Origin of the sequence: Rhizobium sp. BR 317 (assembly GCF_047445835.1) — a bacterium.
GTDB lineage: Bacteria > Pseudomonadota > Alphaproteobacteria > Rhizobiales > Rhizobiaceae > Rhizobium > Rhizobium paranaense.
This window is the reverse complement of record NZ_JARWLB010000003.1, coordinates 159,679-176,566: the sequence shown is the minus strand read 5'-3', so window position 1 is coordinate 176,566 and position 16,888 is coordinate 159,679. Positions and strand designations below refer to the sequence as shown.

Annotated in this window: 16 protein-coding genes; 4 read left to right on the top strand and 12 right to left on the bottom strand. The window is 59.7% G+C overall.

Going from position 1 to position 16,888, the window contains the following annotated elements:
• Window positions 1–28: 28 nt before the first annotated feature.
• The 4 genes from QD357_RS05945 to QD357_RS05930 form a co-directional block, all read right to left on the bottom strand.
• Entirely contained in the window at window positions 29–1,096 is a 1,068-nt protein-coding gene (locus QD357_RS05945; protein WP_107109850.1) for a dipeptidase, read from the bottom strand.
• 175 nt (window positions 1,097–1,271) lie between these two features.
• Window positions 1,272–2,297, bottom strand: coding sequence for an ABC transporter permease (locus QD357_RS05940; RefSeq protein ID WP_107109851.1), 1,026 nt, complete (start codon window positions 2,295–2,297; stop codon window positions 1,272–1,274).
• Between the two features lie 33 nt (window positions 2,298–2,330).
• Entirely contained in the window at window positions 2,331–3,872 is a 1,542-nt protein-coding gene (locus tag QD357_RS05935; RefSeq protein ID WP_107109852.1) for a sugar ABC transporter ATP-binding protein, read from the bottom strand.
• 75 nt (window positions 3,873–3,947) lie between these two features.
• Window positions 3,948–4,877, bottom strand: a complete 930-nt coding sequence (locus QD357_RS05930; RefSeq protein WP_107109853.1) for a sugar ABC transporter substrate-binding protein — start codon at window positions 4,875–4,877, stop codon at window positions 3,948–3,950.
• A gap of 387 nt (window positions 4,878–5,264) precedes the next feature.
• On the opposite strand from QD357_RS05930, the gene QD357_RS05925 reads away from it, so the two are divergent.
• Window positions 5,265–5,771, top strand: coding sequence for a DUF1993 domain-containing protein (locus tag QD357_RS05925; RefSeq protein ID WP_414124113.1), 507 nt, complete (start codon window positions 5,265–5,267; stop codon window positions 5,769–5,771).
• Window positions 5,772–5,792: 21 nt separating this feature from the next.
• Here the strand turns inward: QD357_RS05925 and QD357_RS05920 are convergent, their stop codons facing one another.
• The 4 genes from QD357_RS05920 to QD357_RS05905 all read right to left on the bottom strand — a co-directional run bounded on the left by QD357_RS05920 (window position 5,793) and on the right by QD357_RS05905 (window position 9,318).
• Window positions 5,793–7,349 (bottom strand): alkaline phosphatase family protein, encoded by a 1,557-nt coding sequence (locus QD357_RS05920; protein ID WP_107109855.1) that lies wholly within the window; start codon window positions 7,347–7,349, stop codon window positions 5,793–5,795.
• The gene (gene galE / locus QD357_RS05915; RefSeq protein WP_028751579.1) at window positions 7,327–8,310 is read right to left on the bottom strand and encodes a UDP-glucose 4-epimerase GalE; all 984 of its coding nucleotides are present in this window, start codon (window positions 8,308–8,310) and stop codon (window positions 7,327–7,329) included. The genes QD357_RS05920 and galE overlap by 23 nt, the downstream gene beginning before the upstream one ends.
• 122 nt (window positions 8,311–8,432) lie before the next feature.
• Complete coding sequence (locus tag QD357_RS05910) at window positions 8,433–8,621, bottom strand: hypothetical protein (protein WP_107109856.1); 189 nt, start codon at window positions 8,619–8,621, stop codon at window positions 8,433–8,435.
• Between the two features lie 130 nt (window positions 8,622–8,751).
• A complete protein-coding gene (locus QD357_RS05905) occupies window positions 8,752–9,318 on the bottom strand; it encodes a cytochrome b (protein WP_107109857.1) in 567 nt (188 codons plus the stop codon).
• Between the two features lie 237 nt (window positions 9,319–9,555).
• Here QD357_RS05905 and QD357_RS05900 point away from each other — a divergent pair, with 237 nt between their 5' ends.
• A complete protein-coding gene (locus QD357_RS05900) occupies window positions 9,556–10,842 on the top strand; it encodes a nucleotide sugar dehydrogenase (protein WP_107109858.1) in 1,287 nt (428 codons plus the stop codon).
• A 7-nt stretch (window positions 10,843–10,849) separates the two neighbouring features.
• Here the strand turns inward: QD357_RS05900 and QD357_RS05895 are convergent, their stop codons facing one another.
• Entirely contained in the window at window positions 10,850–11,782 is a 933-nt protein-coding gene (locus QD357_RS05895; protein ID WP_107109859.1) for an NAD-dependent epimerase/dehydratase family protein, read from the bottom strand.
• 189 nt (window positions 11,783–11,971) lie between these two features.
• Here QD357_RS05895 and QD357_RS05890 point away from each other — a divergent pair, with 189 nt between their 5' ends.
• Window positions 11,972–12,547, top strand: coding sequence for a sugar transferase (locus QD357_RS05890; RefSeq protein ID WP_107109860.1), 576 nt, complete (start codon window positions 11,972–11,974; stop codon window positions 12,545–12,547).
• 211 nt (window positions 12,548–12,758) lie between these two features.
• Complete coding sequence (locus QD357_RS05885; protein ID WP_245407529.1) at window positions 12,759–14,093, top strand: O-antigen ligase family protein; 1,335 nt, start codon at window positions 12,759–12,761, stop codon at window positions 14,091–14,093.
• Between the two features lie 23 nt (window positions 14,094–14,116).
• On the opposite strand, the gene QD357_RS05880 is transcribed toward QD357_RS05885, so the two are convergent.
• The 3 genes from QD357_RS05880 to rfbA all read right to left on the bottom strand — a co-directional run bounded on the left by QD357_RS05880 (window position 14,117) and on the right by rfbA (window position 16,880).
• Entirely contained in the window at window positions 14,117–15,253 is a 1,137-nt protein-coding gene (locus tag QD357_RS05880; protein ID WP_107109862.1) for a glycosyltransferase family 4 protein, read from the bottom strand.
• Window positions 15,254–15,376: 123 nt separating this feature from the next.
• Window positions 15,377–15,925: a dTDP-4-dehydrorhamnose 3,5-epimerase gene (gene rfbC / locus QD357_RS05875; protein ID WP_107109863.1), complete on the bottom strand. Its 549-nt coding sequence runs from the start codon at window positions 15,923–15,925 to the stop codon at window positions 15,377–15,379.
• Between the two features lie 67 nt (window positions 15,926–15,992).
• Window positions 15,993–16,880 (bottom strand): glucose-1-phosphate thymidylyltransferase RfbA, encoded by an 888-nt coding sequence (rfbA, locus tag QD357_RS05870; protein ID WP_107109864.1) that lies wholly within the window; start codon window positions 16,878–16,880, stop codon window positions 15,993–15,995.
• Between the last annotated feature and the right edge of the window lie 8 nt (window positions 16,881–16,888).

Below are 16,888 nucleotides of genomic sequence, written 5' to 3'. Positions count from 1 at the left end.
CCCTTATTTTAGCTTTTGTTACTACGAATCACATACGCGGTCTGCTGCTCTCTCCCCAAGCAGAGGCCAGGATACGAAGCCAGTTCTCCCTGCACAGCTTCACAAGATCGGCTTCACCATAGCCAACGTTCCTGAGCGCAGCAATCAGCTTTTGATTGCCTGCAGCATCGCTGATTTCATGCGGAATCGTCGCCCCGTCGAAGTCCGATCCGAGGCCGACGCAATCGATGCCAACGCGGCTGACGAGGTGGTCGACATGGCGAACCATCACCTCGATCGGCGTGTTGGCATCCGAGCGGCCATCCTCACGCAGCATGGCCGTCGCATAGTTCAGGCCGACGATGCCGCGGCTCTCCCGGATAGCGTCGAGTTGCCTGTCGGTGAGATTGCGAGCGACGGGGGTCAGCGCATGTGCATTGGAATGGCTGGCAACCAGCGGCTGATCCGATGTCTTCGCCACATCCCAGAAGCCCTTTTCGGTGATATGGGCGAGGTCGATGACGATGCCGAGGCGGTTGCATTCGCGCACTAGCGCAAAACCTGCATCCGTCAGGCCCGGCCCTGTATCCGGTGAACTCGGATAGGCGAAGGGTACGCCATGGGCAAAGACGTTGTTGCGGCTCCAGACGGGACCGAGCGAACGCAGGCCGGCCGCGTAGAAGGTTTCAAGCGCGACGAGATCCGCGTCGATCGCCTCGCAGCCTTCCATATGCATCACCGCAGCGAAGATGCCCTTTTCCATGCAATCGCGGATTTCCGCGGTCGAGCGGCAAAGCTTCCAGACACCGGCGCGATCGAGCTTGAGGGCGATCGCTGCCATTTCGAGCGCGATATCGAGCGACGGCGCACGCTCCAGCGGCGGCGAGAGCGGCGTGGCATAGTGGCCGTTGCGGTCGGGATCGGCGAAGACCAGATTTCCGGAGGGGATGTAGATGGCGCAGAGGCCACCGGCCAGCCCACCAGCCTTGGCGCGACGCGCATCGATGTGGCCGGTCGATGCCCCATCCCTGAATTCCGCGACCGGATCGGTTCCGTCGCGGGCATGATTCCAGAGTCTTAAGAGAACGTCGTTATGGCCATCGAATACGGATTGCATTGTCTATCCTGGATAGTGTGCTCGAAGGAGCAGCGGGAAGCGGCCAGAATAGAAAAGATGGCAGGATTCGCCATAGCTAAATGAAAAAAATCTGCATTAGCATAGAATGACGCCGCAAACGAAAAAGGCGGGGGCAAAACCCCCGCCTCGAGATATCAGATGAAACGCGGCCGTTTCAGTGTTTGGCCCGCTTCTTCTGGCGGTAGACGTCGATTGCGACAGCGGCAACGATGATGACGCCCTTGGCAATCTCCTGGTAGTAGGCATCGACGTTCAGGAAGGTGAAGCCCGAGATCATCACACCGAGAATGACGGTACCGATGATCGTGCCGGTGATACGGCCAACACCGCCCGTGAGCGAGGTGCCGCCGATAACGGCAGCGGCGATCGCATCCAATTCATATGTCACACCCATGCCGGCCTGCGCAGTCTGGACGCGGGCGGCGGTGATGATGCCGGCGAGACCGGCGAGCAGACCGGCAATCGCGTAGACCTTCACCAGATGCGCCTCGACATTGATACCCGAGACGCGTGCCGCTTGCACATTGGCGCCGATCGCATAGGTGAACTTGCCGTAGCGCGTGTAGCGCAGCACGATATGGAACACCAACGCGACGAGCAGGAAGACGACGACGGGCCAGATGCCGGTGCCGATGAAATTGAACTGATCGGTGAGGCCGGAGACCGGCTGCCCCTTCGTGTACAATTTCGACAGGCCGCGGGCCGAAACCATCATGCCGAGCGTCGCGATGAATGGCGGAATCTTGGTTTTCGTGATGAGCTGGCCGTTGACGTAACCGGCGGCCAGACCGATCAGCAGGCCGACGCCGATCGGAATGAAAAACGGCAAATCGGTCAGAGATGGATAAAGCGCCCGCGCCCAGGTCGAGGACTGTGCGAAGCTCGCCGCCACCATGGCCGTCAACCCGACGACGGAGCCCGATGACAGATCGATACCGCCGGTGATGATGACCTGCGTCACCCCGACCGAGATGATGCCGATGACGGAAACCTGCAGGATCATGATCTTCAGGCGCTGCACATTGAGCAGGAAGCTCTGGCCGACGAAAATCCAGCCGAGGATTTCGCAGACGAGCGCAATGCCGATCAGCACGAGGAAGATCCCGAGTTCCGGCGGCACGCGGCGGCGCCTGGGGCGCGTCACTGACGGTGCGGTCGCCTCTGCAACTTTGCTAACCATGGTTCAATCCTCCCTTTGCGACGGCCGGGCCGATCATTGCGCCGCCAGCTCCATCACCTTGACTTGGGTTGCTTCCGCGCGATCGAGAAAACCGGTCACCCGTCCCTCATGCATCACCATGATGCGGTCGCTCATACCGAGCACTTCCGGCATCTCCGATGAGATCATGATGATGGCGACGCCATTGCGCGCCATTTCCGTGACCAGACGGTGTATTTCCGCCTTGGCGCCGACATCGATGCCGCGGGTCGGTTCATCCAGGATCAGAATACGCGGATTGGTGAGCAGCCAACGGCCGATCAGCACCTTCTGCTGATTGCCGCCGGATAGATTTTCGACCCGCTCATCGAGATTCGGCGTCTTGACGCGCAGCTTGCGCGCCATGTCTTCGCAGGTCTCCTCGATCGCGCCCTCCTGCACGAAACCGGCCCGCACGAACTTGTCGTGCAGCACGGCGACCTGCATGTTCTCGAGCACGCTGAGGATCAGCAGACAGCCGGTATCCTTCCGGTCTTCCGTCAGGAACGCCATGCCGTGCCGGATGGCCATCGCCGGCGAGGAGATATCGACCTTCTTGCCGAAAAGCTCGATCGTCCCGGACGAGGCCGGCGTCACGCCGAAGATCGTCTCGGCGACATTCGACCGGCCGGAGCCGACGAGACCCGCGACCCCCAGGATTTCACCGGCCTTCACATCGAAGGAAACATCGGAGAAGACGCCGTTCAGAGTGAGCCCCTTGACGGAAAGGACCGTATCACCGATCGGCACTTCCTCTTTCGGGAACATCTGGGTGATCTCGCGGCCGACCATCATGCGGATGATGTCGTCGCGGGTGACATCGGTGGACAAATGCGTGCCGATGTATTTTCCGTCGCGGAACACCGAAAATTCATCGGCGATCTCGAACAGCTCGTTCATCTTGTGGGTAATGTAGACGATGCCGATGCCCTGGGCACGCAGATCGCGGATGATCTCGAAGAGATGCGCCACCTCGCGTTCTGTCAGCGCCGAAGTCGGCTCGTCCATGATCAGTACGTCGGAATTGTAGGATACCGCCTTGGCGATTTCGACCATCTGGCGGTTGGCGACCGAAAGATCGCGCACCTGAATTTCAGGATCGATGGTGATGTTCAGCCGACGAAAGAGCTCTTCAGTCTTCCTGTTCATCTCGGCATGATCCACGAAGCCCAAGCGGTTCTTCGGCTCGCGGCGGATCCAGATATTCTCGGCGACCGTCATGAATGGCATCAGGTTGAGTTCCTGATGGATCATCGCGATGCCGTTCTCCAGCGCATCCAGCGGCGATTTCAGGCGGATCTCGACGCCCTTCAGGCGCACTTCGCCCTGATCCGGTATATAAATGCCGGCCAAAATTTTCATCAGCGTCGACTTGCCGGCGCCGTTTTCGCCCATCAGCGCATGCACGGTGCCGCGCTTCAGACGGAAGGAAACATCATCGAGGGCCAGCACGCCCGGAAATTCCTTGCGAATGCCTTCGGCACTCAGCAGATAGGCGGCATTGGGGACCGCGCCGCTGGCGCGCACCGCAGCCATGGTGGATGGGCTCACAACCATCTTTTCCCTCCCGGGAGCTGTCGGAATTTGGGGATGCGGGCTGTTGCGCCCGCATCCGTCGCTAACAGCGCTCTGTTAGTTCTTCTTGACGAAGTCCTTGACGTTCTGGGGCGTCACGAGCTGGAAGGGAATATAGACCTTCTTGTCGACCTTATCACCCTTGGCAAGCTTCAGCGCGGCATCGACCGCACCCTTGCCCTGACCGGCTGCGTCCTGGAAAACGGTGACATCGAGGTCACCGGCCTGCATGGCTGCCAAGGCGTCCTGCGTCGCGTCGACACCGCCGATGACTACCTTATCCATCGACTTTCCGGCTGCCTTCAGCGCCTGAATGGCACCGATCGCCATTTCGTCATTGTTGGAAATGACGGCATCGAATTCCAAACCGCTGGAGAGCCAGTTGGTCATCAGGTCGGAGCCCTGGGTACGCTGCCAGTTGGCGGTCTGTTCCTGAACGATCTGGATGCCCTTGCATTCGTCGGTGGCGAGAACGTCATGCACGTCCTTGGTACGCATGCGGGCTGCCTGGTTCGACAGTTCGCCCATCATGACGACGGCCTTGCCCTTGCCCTTCAGCAGGCGGCAAACTTCCTTGGCTTCCAGCGTGCCGGATTCCTGCTCGTTGGAAGCGACGAAAGCCTGTTTATCCGGCAGGCTGTCGACGTTTGCCGGTTCGCGGTTGACGTAGATCAGCGGAATTTTCGCATCAGCGGCCAGTTTCGAAATGGCAGCCGTGGCGTCCGTATCAACTGGGTTGACGATGATGGCGTCAACGTGGCTGGCGATGAAGTTCTGGATCTGGCTCTGCTGCTTGGCGACGTCGTTCTGAGCGTCTTCGACCTGTAGCGACACGCCCTTCATGGTCTTGGCATAATCCTGCATGCCGTTGCGCAGAACGGTCAGGAAGTTGTCGTCGAACAGCGCCATCGAGACACCGATGGTCTGGGCATGGGCCGCAGTCGACAGCATAAGGGCCATCGCGGAGCCCAGGATGAGTTTTCTCATGATTTTTTCCTCCAACTACGGTGTCCGGCTACACCCCTCCTTAACGCCGGAGCCCCCGGTCTCCACCGTAGGGCCAGCAATCCGAGCTGCCATCTCCCATAACGGCAACCCAAAAACGGAACAAACAAACCGTAAAATTCCATCTGCGGAATATTTATTCCATTTTTCGACAAAAACGTCAACACTATTTTGTAGTCGCAATGACGGAACTGGCGATCGAAGCGCAGCCGGTAATTTTCGGCCGAAAAAGGCTGTAAAAGGCGGTGATCAAGCCTACATGTGAGCGGCCAATCCGATGGAACAGACATTCCATCGACATTTGAATGGCGTAAAATTCCGTCGATATCGGGCCGAGACCACCTCATCGGCCGACCATGGAGAACCAGCATGCCCTCGATGTACCGCTTCTCAGTCCCCATCTTTCAACGCGGCCTCGCAAAACTTTCGACCTATCTCGACAAGATCGAGGCCTATGCGGCCGAAAACGACACCGATCCGAACGACCTTGTCGGCGCACGCCTCATTGACGACATGCTGCCGCTCTCCGGCCAGTTTCAGCGCGCCACCGACAGCGCCAAACTCGCGATCGCCCGCCTGACCGGCATCGACGCACCGCGCTTCGAGGACAACGAGACCACCGTTGCCGAGCTGCGCGAACGCCTAAAGAAGACTGAGGATTTCCTGGCGACGGTGACGCAGGAGACGATGGAAGGCAGCGAAAACCGGGAGGTGATCGTTACGCCCGGCGGCAACAAGATCGTGTTCAGCGGCGAAAGCTATCTCGCAACCTTCGCGCTGCCGAACTTCTTCTTCCACGTTACCACGGTGCACGACATTCTGCGCAGCCGCGGGCTGCCGGTCGGCAAGATGACCTATCTCGGCTCGTTTTCCTGATAGCCTGCTATGTAAATCTGATCAGGGCCGGCGAGAGACCGGCCCTGTTTCCGTCAGTTCGGTATAGGCGAGCGTCTGATCGAGATGCCGCGCCCTGAGCGACAGCAGCTTTTCGGCATAGGCAAGCCGGGTCGCCGCATAATTCGGGTCGTCCGCGAGATTGATAAGTTCCATCGGATCCTTCGCCAAATCGAATAGCAAGGGCGGCAGTCCGGCGAAATGGACGTATTTGAAGCGCTCGCCTCGGATGACAGCGAGATTGCAGGCATTCGACCTGAGCCCAAAATGCCGTTCTGCGTCGCCCCTGGCGATATCGCGGAAATCGAACTCCCAGAAGGCCGCATCGCGCCAGTCCTCCGGCTCCGCACCCTCGATAAAGGGCAGAAGCGTCTCGCCGTCGAGGTGATTGTCGGGCAGGAGGCCCAGGCGATCGCAGAGGGTCGGAAAAATATCGGCGGCGCTGGTGAAGTGGTCTACCTGCTGGCCCATACCGCCAGGCTGTCCCGGATCGCGGATGACCAGCGGGATGTGATAGCTGCCATCGAAAAAGCCGCCCTTGCCGAGCATCCAGTGATCGCCCATCATTTCCGCGTGGTCCGATGTGAACACGATCAGCGTATCGTCCCAGGCATCCGCATCTCTCAGCGCCTGCCAGATCCGCCCGAGCTGCGTGTCCACTTCGGCGATCATGCCGTAATAGATGGCGCGGATCGCCGACAGATCTTCAGCCGTCCAGTCGCTTGCAGGCCCCTCACCGCCATGGATGAAGCCGCCCTTGCCGATCAGTGGCATGGCGTAGGCGAGAAAGGGATGCGCCGTCTGCTCCGTCTGGCGGTCCGCTGCGCGCGCAAAAGCCGGTCCGTCGCTTGCGGCAAACATGCGGTTATAGGGTTCCGGCACCGAAAACGGCGGATGCGGCCTGAGAAAGGAGACATGCGCGAACCAGGGCTCGTCCTGTTCGCCGAGCCAGCGAATGAACTCCCCGGCAAGAAAAGCCGTCTGCGTCTCATCCTTGGAATAGGCAGGCGCCGCATTGGAGATTTCACCGGGCTTGGCACCGACGGGAATATGAATATTGCGGCTCGTCGCACCCACATGGCCGTGCGAGCGCAGCCATGAGAGCCATTGCTTTTCATGCTCCGGCAGAAGCTGACGCGCGCTGAAGCCCGGAAGCACGCCCTCATAGGTCGTCAGATACGGATCATTCGGGTCCATGCCGCGCGGATCCGGCGCCGTATCGGTATAGCCGAACAAGGTCGGATCGTAGCCGGCGCGGCGGGAGGCGGCCGCCAGATTGTCGAAGCGGGCATCCAGCGGCGAACCATTGCGGCAGACGCGATGGTTCATTTGATAGAGACCGGTATAAAGCGTCGCCCGCGCCGGCGAGCAGGGCGCTGCTCCGGCGAAATGCCGGCGGAACAACACGCCGTCCCGCGCCAGAGCATCGACATTGGGCGTCTTGACGCAAGAATGACCGACGGCGGAGAGACAATCGCCCCGCCATTGATCGGCCGATATCAGCAGCACGTTCGGGCGTTTGCCCGAAGCGCGCCGCTCAATGCTGGTTGGATTTGGCATGCCAATTCCAGGCGGATTCGATAATGCGCGACAGGTCATATTTCGGCGACCAGCCGAGAACGTCGCGGGCCTTATCGTTATTGGCAACCAGCGTGGTCGAATCGCCCTCGCGGCGGCCAACATATTCGACGGGGAAAGGCCGGTTCGACACCGTCTCGATCGTCGACAGCAATTCCTTGACCGTCGTGCCCGTACCCGTACCGAGATTGAGCGCCACCGATTCACCGCCCCGCAGCAGATATTCCACCGCCCGGACATGTGCATCCGCAAGATCGAGGACGTGGATATAGTCGCGCACGCAGGTGCCGTCGCGTGTGTCATAGTCGCTGCCGAACACCTTGAAGCCCTGACGACGGCCAAGCGCCGCATCGATCGCCAACGGGATGGCGTGGGTTTCCGGCGTATGCCATTCACCGATGCGCCCTTCGAAATCGGCGCCGGCCGCATTGAAATAGCGCAGCACCACGGAGCGCAGCCCCTTGTATTGGTCATAATCGGCAAGCGCCTGCTCGACGATATATTTGGTGCGGCCATAGGGATTGATCGGCACCTGCCGGTGGCTTTCGTCGAGCGGCACGCTCTGCGGCAGGCCATAGGTCGCGCAGGTGGAGGAAAACACGAAAGCGCCGATGCCGGCCGCCTGCGCCGCCGATAGCAGCGTCAGCGTGCCGATGACGTTGTTCTCATAGAAGGAGACAGGGTCCTTGACCGACTCGCCGACTTCGATCAGCGCCGCAAAATGCAGGATAGCGGCCGGCTTGTATTTCGCCAGGACTTCATCGAGCCGCGCCCGGTCGCGAATATCACCCTCTTCCGCCGGACCCCATTTGACGAATTCGCGGTGACCGTTGGAAAAATTGTCGTAGACGACGGGCTGAAACCCCTTGTTCGCCAGATCCAGACATGTATGCGAGCCGATATAACCGGCTCCCCCGACCACCAGAACCGTTTCTCCTGCCATGACCATCCCTTCTCAAAGACTGACTGCTCAAGCACGCAACATCGTGCTCGAATCCCCGCGTAGAGTTAGAGACCTGTAGATCAGTTGCAAGACCAGAAAAAGACTGGAGCTTTGAAGCCGCTCTAATGGCTATGCTCGCTTTCCAGCGCGGAGATCTCGTCGGAAACCTCCCGGATCCTGTCCCTCAGCTCCACCTCGGTGCCGTCGTCGACCTCTCCCTCGCCAAAACAATAGCGTGCTATATGCAGCTCGAGCCTGGATTCGAGCTCCGCGCGCCTGGCGTATAAATGGGCAAGATATGTGTTACGCATTGCGAACCACGCATTCCGAGAAATATGTCTCTGAATACTAAAATAGGTTCGCAGCGAAGGGTTTCGATAGGGGACGCCGCGACCTTTTGGCCTGCCGCGGCGATTTGAGGGTGAACCAGTCCGGCAGCGCCTATCCGCGCGCAGGGATCATCCGGACAAGCACGCGGTCGCGAAGCACATAATGATGCATGAGGGCCGCTGCGGCATGAGTTCCCGCGATGGCGATGATTGCCCAGGCGGTGTAGTCGTGCAATTCACTCATCAGATGCCGTGTCGGCTGATCAAGAACGAGCAAAGGCGGCACCGAGAACAGGCCGAAGAAGCTCGGTCCGTTGCCGGAGACCCAGATCATCAGGAAGCCATAGGACACCTGCGAAATCATCAGCGCGTAGAGAGCGAGATGCGTAAGCGTCGCCACCACATGCTGAAGCCCGGAGACGGCTGGCGCTGTGCGCTGGCGGGTCGCGACGCGCCAGACAATGCGCAGGATGAGGACAGCCGCTAGCAGAACGCCGAGCGAGATATGCACGAAGATCAGGTCTCCACGAAGAGGCGTTCCACGGGCAACGAAGCCTCGGGCCTCGGCCAATGCGAACAAGGTCAGAACCAGAAATGCCGTCAGCCAGTGGAGTGCGATGGTGAAATGGTCATAGCGGGCCGCCCGCTTGTCCGCGGCGGCGATATTGAAATTACTCATGATTTGCGATCTCCTTGGGAGGGAACGAGCAGAAAACACGCAAGACTTCCGTTTTATTCGTTCACCTCGAAAAGATGGCCGGCGTGCGGCGACGCCCCGCGGATGCGTCTATTGCAAAGCCTCGGCCTGATCGTCACATTGATCTGACTTGCACCCGAATTGGCCTCTTCTAACAAAGATTTGCGCTGACACGCCGCTTAGGTTTGGCTAATTCAGGTCGATTGTTCGAGGTGGATTGTGTTGAGCGAAAAAATTGCCGTCATTGGCCTGGGTTATGTCGGATTGCCTGTCGCGATCGCCCTGGCTGAGAAATTCTCCGACGTGGTCGGCTTCGATATCAAGACGTCCCGCGTCGCGGCCCTGAAAGCCGGAGAGGATGATACCCGCGAGGTTTCATCCGCACGTCTGAAGGAAAGCGGGCTGCGCATCAGCAGCGACATTCACGACCTGCAAGACCGGGATATCTTCATTGTCGCCGTTCCGACGCCGATCGATAGGAACCGGCAGCCGGATCTGCGCCCGATGATCTCCGCCTCACGCACCGTCGGCCAGGCTTTGAAGAAGGGCGGCATCGTCGTCTATGAATCGACGGTCTATCCCGGCGTGACGGAAGACGTGTGCGGCCCCGTGCTTGCCGAGGTCTCGGGCCTGCGCCAGGGCGAGGATTTTCACGTCGGCTATTCGCCTGAGCGGATCAACCCCGGCGACAAGGAGCATACGTTCGAACGCATCGTGAAGGTCGTCGCCGGAGACAACGAGGAAACGCTCGATAGGATCGCCGCCGTCTATGGCGCGGTGGTCCAGGCTGGTATCCACCGCGCGCCCAGCATCAAGGTGGCGGAAGCCGCCAAGGTGATCGAAAACACCCAGCGCGACCTCAACATCGCCTTGATGAACGAGCTGTCGATCATCTTCGAGAAAATGGACATCCGCACGGCCGACGTGCTGAAAGCGGCCAGGACGAAATGGAATTTCCTGCCCTTCACGCCCGGTCTGGTTGGCGGCCACTGCATCGGCGTCGACCCCTATTATCTCACCGCCAAGGCTGAGGAACTCGGCTATCATCCGGAAGTCATCCTCTCCGGCCGCCGCATCAATGACGGCATGGGCGCCTTCATCGCCCAGAAACTCATCAAGATGCTGGTATCAGCGCAAAAGCCGATCAACGGCGCCCGGATCGGCATCTTCGGCCTGACCTTCAAGGAAAACGTCCCCGATCTGCGCAACAGCCGCGTGCCGGACATCATCCGCGAACTGCATCAATTCGGCCTCGAACCGCTGGTGCACGACCCCATGGCCAGCCATCACGAGGCGGAGGAGGAATACGGCGTGCGGCTGGCGGCACTCGAGGATTTCGGCAAGCTCGACGCCCTCGTCCTTGCCGTGCCGCACAAGTCCTATTTGACCGATGGCGCTGCGCAGATTCTTGGTCTGCTTGGCGAGAACGGCGTGGTGGTCGACGTGAAGGCCGCGTTGGAGCAGAGCAATCCGCTGCTCGAGGGGCATGCTGTCTGGAGCCTGTAAGCAGCAGTCAGCGATCCCGCTCGGATGCCGCAACCGTCAGCCGCAGACCGTCCTCGACCGAAAAAGGCGGCGACCAGCCGGTGATCGCCGTCGTCTCGCCAATATCGACCTGCAGCGACCCCAAGAGACGTTGCGCCGCCGCGCGACGGCCAAGCAGCGCCGCAAGCCCTTCCAGCAGTCGCGGCGGTACGGGCAGCAGCAGCGCTTTTCGCCCCATCGTCGAAGACAGCTTGCCGATCAATTCGCCGATCGAAAGATCCGCGCCGTCGCTGATCAGGAACACGCGATTTCCCACATCGGTATGGCGCGCGCAGAGCAGGATGAAATCGACGAGATTGCCGACGAACACGAGGGATCTCCGGTTTGCGACCAGGCCGAACGGCCAAGGGAACGGCCGCTTGGCCCATTTCATCAAGCTCGCGAAATTCGCCTTCACCCCAGGGCCATAGACAAGAGGCGGGCGGATGATGACGACATCCATCTTCGTTTCGTTGCCGATGGCCAGGAGCGCCTCCTCCGCTTCCCGCTTCGATTGACCATAGGCGTCCTCCGGATGCGGCGTATCGGACGCGGTAAACGGCTTGCCCGGTGCGATCGCCTCACCATTGACCTTGATCGAACTCAGGAAAATGAAGCGCTTGACGCCGGCCTTCGCCGCCTGCCGCGCCAGATTGACGGTGGCGTCGACATTGGCGGCGCGAAAGGCGGCAAGCGGATCGGCCGAGGTGTCGTTCATGACATGGACACGCGCCGCCAGATGCACGACCGTTTCGACGCCGGCGAGCGCGCCGGCCCAATCCGTCCCGCTATCGATGTTGCCCATGGCCAGAAAACCCGGCTTCGCCGCGCGGCTGACCGGTCGATAGGCCATCTGTCTCCGCGAAAGCTCGGCACAAAGCGCCTGCCCGACAAAACCCGTCGCGCCCGTCACCAGGATCATGCGTCTGCCACCCCTTGTTCTGCCCGATTTTCATTCCCGTCATGCTTTGCACAATCCCTCCTCGGGGAACAAGCCCGGCAAAATTCGTGATGAGGGCGATTGTGAACAAGTCCACGATATGAGATGCACTCCGCACAAAGCCGTCATCGGCGCAACGACACACGAGCCCCGGCAGAACTACCAGAAACGATGCCCTATACGATCGCCAAGCGCCTTTTCGACTTCCTTGCCGCCCTCGGGGCAACATTGGTCTTTTCCATCCCGATCCTGATCGTCGCCATCGCCGTCCGATTGACCTCCCCCGGTCCCGTTCTCTACTGGTCGGACCGTGTCGGCCGTGGAAACAAGATTTTCCGCATGCCGAAATTCCGCAGCATGCGGACCGACACGCCGGCGGTTGCGACCCATCTGCTGAAGGACGCCAACGCCTATCTGACGCCGATCGGTTCCTTCCTGCGCAAATCCAGCCTGGATGAGCTGCCGCAGCTCTGGTGCATCCTGAAGGGCGAGATGAGCATTGTCGGCCCTCGCCCGGCCCTCTTCAACCAGCATGACCTGATTGCGCTGCGCACCGAGCGTGGCGTCGACGCCCTGCCGCCGGGTTTGACTGGCTGGGCGCAGGTCAATGGCCGTGATGAGCTGCCGATCCCGCAGAAAGTGGCGTTGGACGAAGACTATTTGCGCCGGCGCTCGTTTCTCTTCGATCTCAAGATCATCGTCCTGACGGTGCTGAAAGTTCTGCGCAGCGACGGAGTGACGCATTAGCGACGCGGCGATATCAGAAGGTTTTGATATCATAAACGGACCGCATAAAGTGTCGGCCACCGAAATGCCGTATTCATGCCGGCTTGCGACCTTACGGGCCAGCGGAGACCGGCTGGCAGAAATATGAACAAAGGCGGACGCAATATTGGCTCAGTTGCAGGCGAATAAACCACAAGTCGATCGTGGGTCCGGAAGCAATGCCGGAGAACTCGTGCCTGTCGTCCTGCCGCAGCGCTTGATCGTCCTTGGCAGTCTCCTATGGCTCATCGTCGTATCGCCGCTCTTTGTCGAAAGCGCCGCCTATCGGTATGTCGCGCCCTTCATCGCCCTCATCGCCCTGCACTATTACCGGAAAGCGTCGGTCCGCCCGCGCACAGACTGGCTCGGATGGCTGTGCATGGCCTGGGGCACCTATGTGCTCGTCCGCTTCGTCGCCATCTTCCTCCTGACGCCGGCGCATTTGATCGGCGCATCCGACTGGCTCTATGCCTATCCCCTCTTCTTTCCGATCCTCGGCGTTGCCTTGTTGCTCTACGAACCGGTGCTGGAAAAAATCGTCGCCGCTGTTCTTGCGATGGCGCTGATCATGCTGATCGCCACGCAGCATTTTCGCGAGGTCTTTGCCGGCGAAACGGTGCGCCCGCTGATCATGAACAATCAGATTCATGGTGCAGTCGCCTGCGGCCTGATCCTGATCCTCACCGCTTTCTGGCTGCTGCACTATCTGACGGACAAATCCAGCAACCGGTCGATCGCTCGCTTCGCGTATATCGTCTCGCCATTGATTGCCATTCTCTGTCTGATCGCCATCTACGGCGCCAAGTCGAAAGGCGTCTGGCTAGCGCTCGCCGCCACGCTGCCAGTGCTGGGGCTGGTGACCGTGACCTATCTGCGCTTGAAAACCGGCCTCATCGTCGTCGCCTGCGCAGCAGTGCTTTTGCTGGCGGGCGCCTATGCGGTGCGGCACAATATCGAAAAGACCGCTGGCCCGACGGTGGCTTCCACCATCGAGATGTTCGACAACATCACCAAGAGCCGCGATCTCGGCGACGCCGTATCAAGCACCATCACCTCTGATGCCACGCCCTTTGCCATGGATGCCCGACTTCAGCTTTGGTCGAATGGCTGGGAACTGTTCTCCTCCGCGCCCATTTTCGGCTGGGGCGGCGAATGGGTGGAGCGCTGGAAGCATACGCGCTATGCCGACGTCCAATATACGCTGCTGCACAACGGCTATCTCGAAATGCTGGTGCGGCACGGATTGTTCGGCGGCCTCGTCATGGCCCTCATTCTCGCCGCGCTCATCTCCAATGTCTGGCGTGCCCGTAAAGCTGGCCTGATACCGCGTACCGCCTGGCATGCCTATGCCGTCTGTCTGTTCTTCTTTTCGCTGACGCTGCTCAGCAACTCCAACAACCGCCTCGCGATCGGCGAAAGCCTAGCGCTGACAAGCTCCGCCTTCGCCTTCTGGTGCCGCATGCGCTTGAAAGGGGAACGCTTGTTGATGCCGAGGACGAAACCACAGGCGGAAGCGGTCAGCGCCTGATCACGAGCGGGTCCCCTACGCTGTTAGCGCTTACCTGCGCCGGACGGCATTTGACTGTGCAGTCGTTTGTAGAGCACAGCATAGGCATTACCCATCCGCTCGGCGGTAAAGCACTCTTCGTATCGCAGGCGAGCCGCTTTGCCTAAAGACGATGCCGTCTCGCCATCGGCAATAAGACGTCCCATTGCATCTGCAAGTGCCGCTGGGTCGTTCGGCCGCACGACATAGCCCGTTTTGCCGTTTTGATTCACGAAACTGGTGCCCGTACCGATTTCACAGGAAATCATCGGTTTACCGAACATCGCGGCTTCGACAAGCGAAAGGCCGAATGCTTCCGAGCGGAGATTGGAAGGGAATACGAATCCCGTGCAGAGTTCGAGAAGGGCAGTCTTGTCCGCATCCGGCAGCGCGCCGAGAAAGATGACGTTTCCGAGGCCGTGCTGCTGCGCATATTCCTTCAACGATGCTTCCATCGGACCTTCGCCGACGATGACAATATCGCTGGCCGTCTGTCGCGCAGCCTCAAGAAGGATGTGAACGCCCTTATAATAGCGCAGTACGCCTACAAAGAGGAAAAACGGCTTGGGGAATCGTGCCCGCCAACGCGCCCTATCCTCTTCCTTTGCCTTCCGATAATCCGCCTCGTCCAGGCCAAGCGGGATGACGGTGGTCTTGTCCTTGTAGCGCTGCAAGACCGCGCTCGTCGCCAGATAGTTCGGGGAGGTGGCCACGATCGCGCCGACGCTCGCCAGGAAACGGTGCATGACCGGTTCGTAGAGCTTCAACAGAAACTTCTGCTTCACGATGTCGGAATGGTAGGTCACGATCGTCGGCTTGCCGGGCGGGGCGGCAAGATGGACGATATCCATCATCGGCCACGGGAAATGGTAGTGGATGATGTCGGCCTTCCGGCTCAGCTCCCGAAAGCGGCCGAATGCCTCGCGCGAAAAGCCGGTGGAGGCAAATTCCAAATCGAGCTTCGCCTTATGGGCCATATGGCCGTCGAATTCGACGTTGCCATTCTCAGGCGTCTTGCTGAGCGAGAGGACGTCGGACTGTATGTCGTGCCCTGCGACGCCCTTGACGATCGCATGGATTGTCCGCTCGATCCCGCCGAAAGTATCCGGCCAGTATGTTTTGAAAAAATGTAGAACGCGCATGTCATTCCTGTAGCGAGAGAAGCTGCGCAGGTCCATAACCGGCATCGCTCGAAGCGCCGGATGTCAGATCAACCCTTCATGCCGCAGACGATCCACCATCTTCTGCACGCGGCATATGCAGGCTCAATCGAAGATCTCGGCATCCGCCAGCAGCGGTTGCCGCTGATCCTTGTCGGAAAACGTCAGGGGGCCGACCGTTTTCCAGTCGATTGCGAGCGTCGGATCGTCCCAGCGAATCCCGCGGTCGCACTGCGGCGCATAATAGTCGGTGGTCTTGTAAAGGAATTCGACGCGGTCGCTCAGCGTCAGGAATCCATGCGCAAACCCTTCCGGAATCCAAAGCTGACGCTTGTTCTCCTCCGACAGAAGGACGCCGACCCATTGCCCGAAGGTCGATGAAGACCGTCTGATGTCGACGGCGACATCATACACCTCTCCGATGACGACGCGAACGAGCTTGGCCTGAGCATGTGGCGGCAACTGATAATGCAGGCCGCGCAGGACGCCCTTCCCGGACCGGCTGTGATTGTCCTGCACGAATGTCGCGCTTCGCCCGATCGCCGCTTCGAATTTGACCTGGCTGAAGCTCTCGAAGAAAAAACCGCGATCGTCGGCAAACACCGTCGGTTCGATGATCTTGACGTCCGGTATGGCGGTATCGATGGCCTTCATCTGTCTTTCCTGCTTCACTCTGCCCGCATCGGAGGGACCAGCGGGTGCAACATTACCAAGCGCGTGGTTAAAATACCCGTTCCCGCAAAATCCCGAGAAGATACTGCCCATAGGCGTTCTTCTTCAGCGGATCGGCCAGGGCCTCGACCTGGGAAGCATCGATCCAGCGGCTCCGATAGGCGATTTCCTCGGGGCAGGCGACCTTCAGGCCCTGCCGGCTTTCGATGGTGGCGATGTAATGGCTCGCCTCCAGCATCGATTCATGCGTGCCGGTGTCGAGCCAGGCGTAGCCGCGGCCCATCGTCTGGACATCGAGCTGCCCTGCCCTAAGGTAATGCGCGTTGACATCGGTTATTTCCAGTTCGCCGCGCGGCGAAGGACGTATGGACTTCGCCACATCGACCACATCGGCATCGTAGAAATAGAGCCCTGTGACAGCATAGTTGCTCTTGGGGACTTTCGGCTTTTCTTCGAGGCTGATCGCGCGACCCTGAGCATCAAATTCGACCACGCCATAACGATGCGGGTCCTGCACATGGTAGGCAAAAACGGTGGCACCGCCCTGCTTGTCGCTTGCTTGATGAAGAAGCTTGGTGAAATCGTGCCCGTAGAAGATGTTGTCTCCCAGCACCAAGGCCGACGGGGCGCCGTCGAGAAACGACTCGCCGATAAGAAACGCCTGCGCAAGACCATCGGGGCTCGGCTGAACCGCATAGTCGAGCTTGATGCCCCACTGGCTTCCGTCTCTTAACAACTGCTCGAAACGAGGCGTATCCTGCGGCGTCGAAATGATGAGGATTTCGCGAATGCCGGCCAACATCAAAGTCGTCAGCGGATAGTAGATCATCGGCTTGTCGTAGATCGGCAGGAGCTGCTTGCTGACGGCAAGGGTCGCTGGGTATAGGCGCGTTCCGGATCCGCCGGCGAGAATGATGCCCTTACGTGCTGTATTCATTGTAGAAA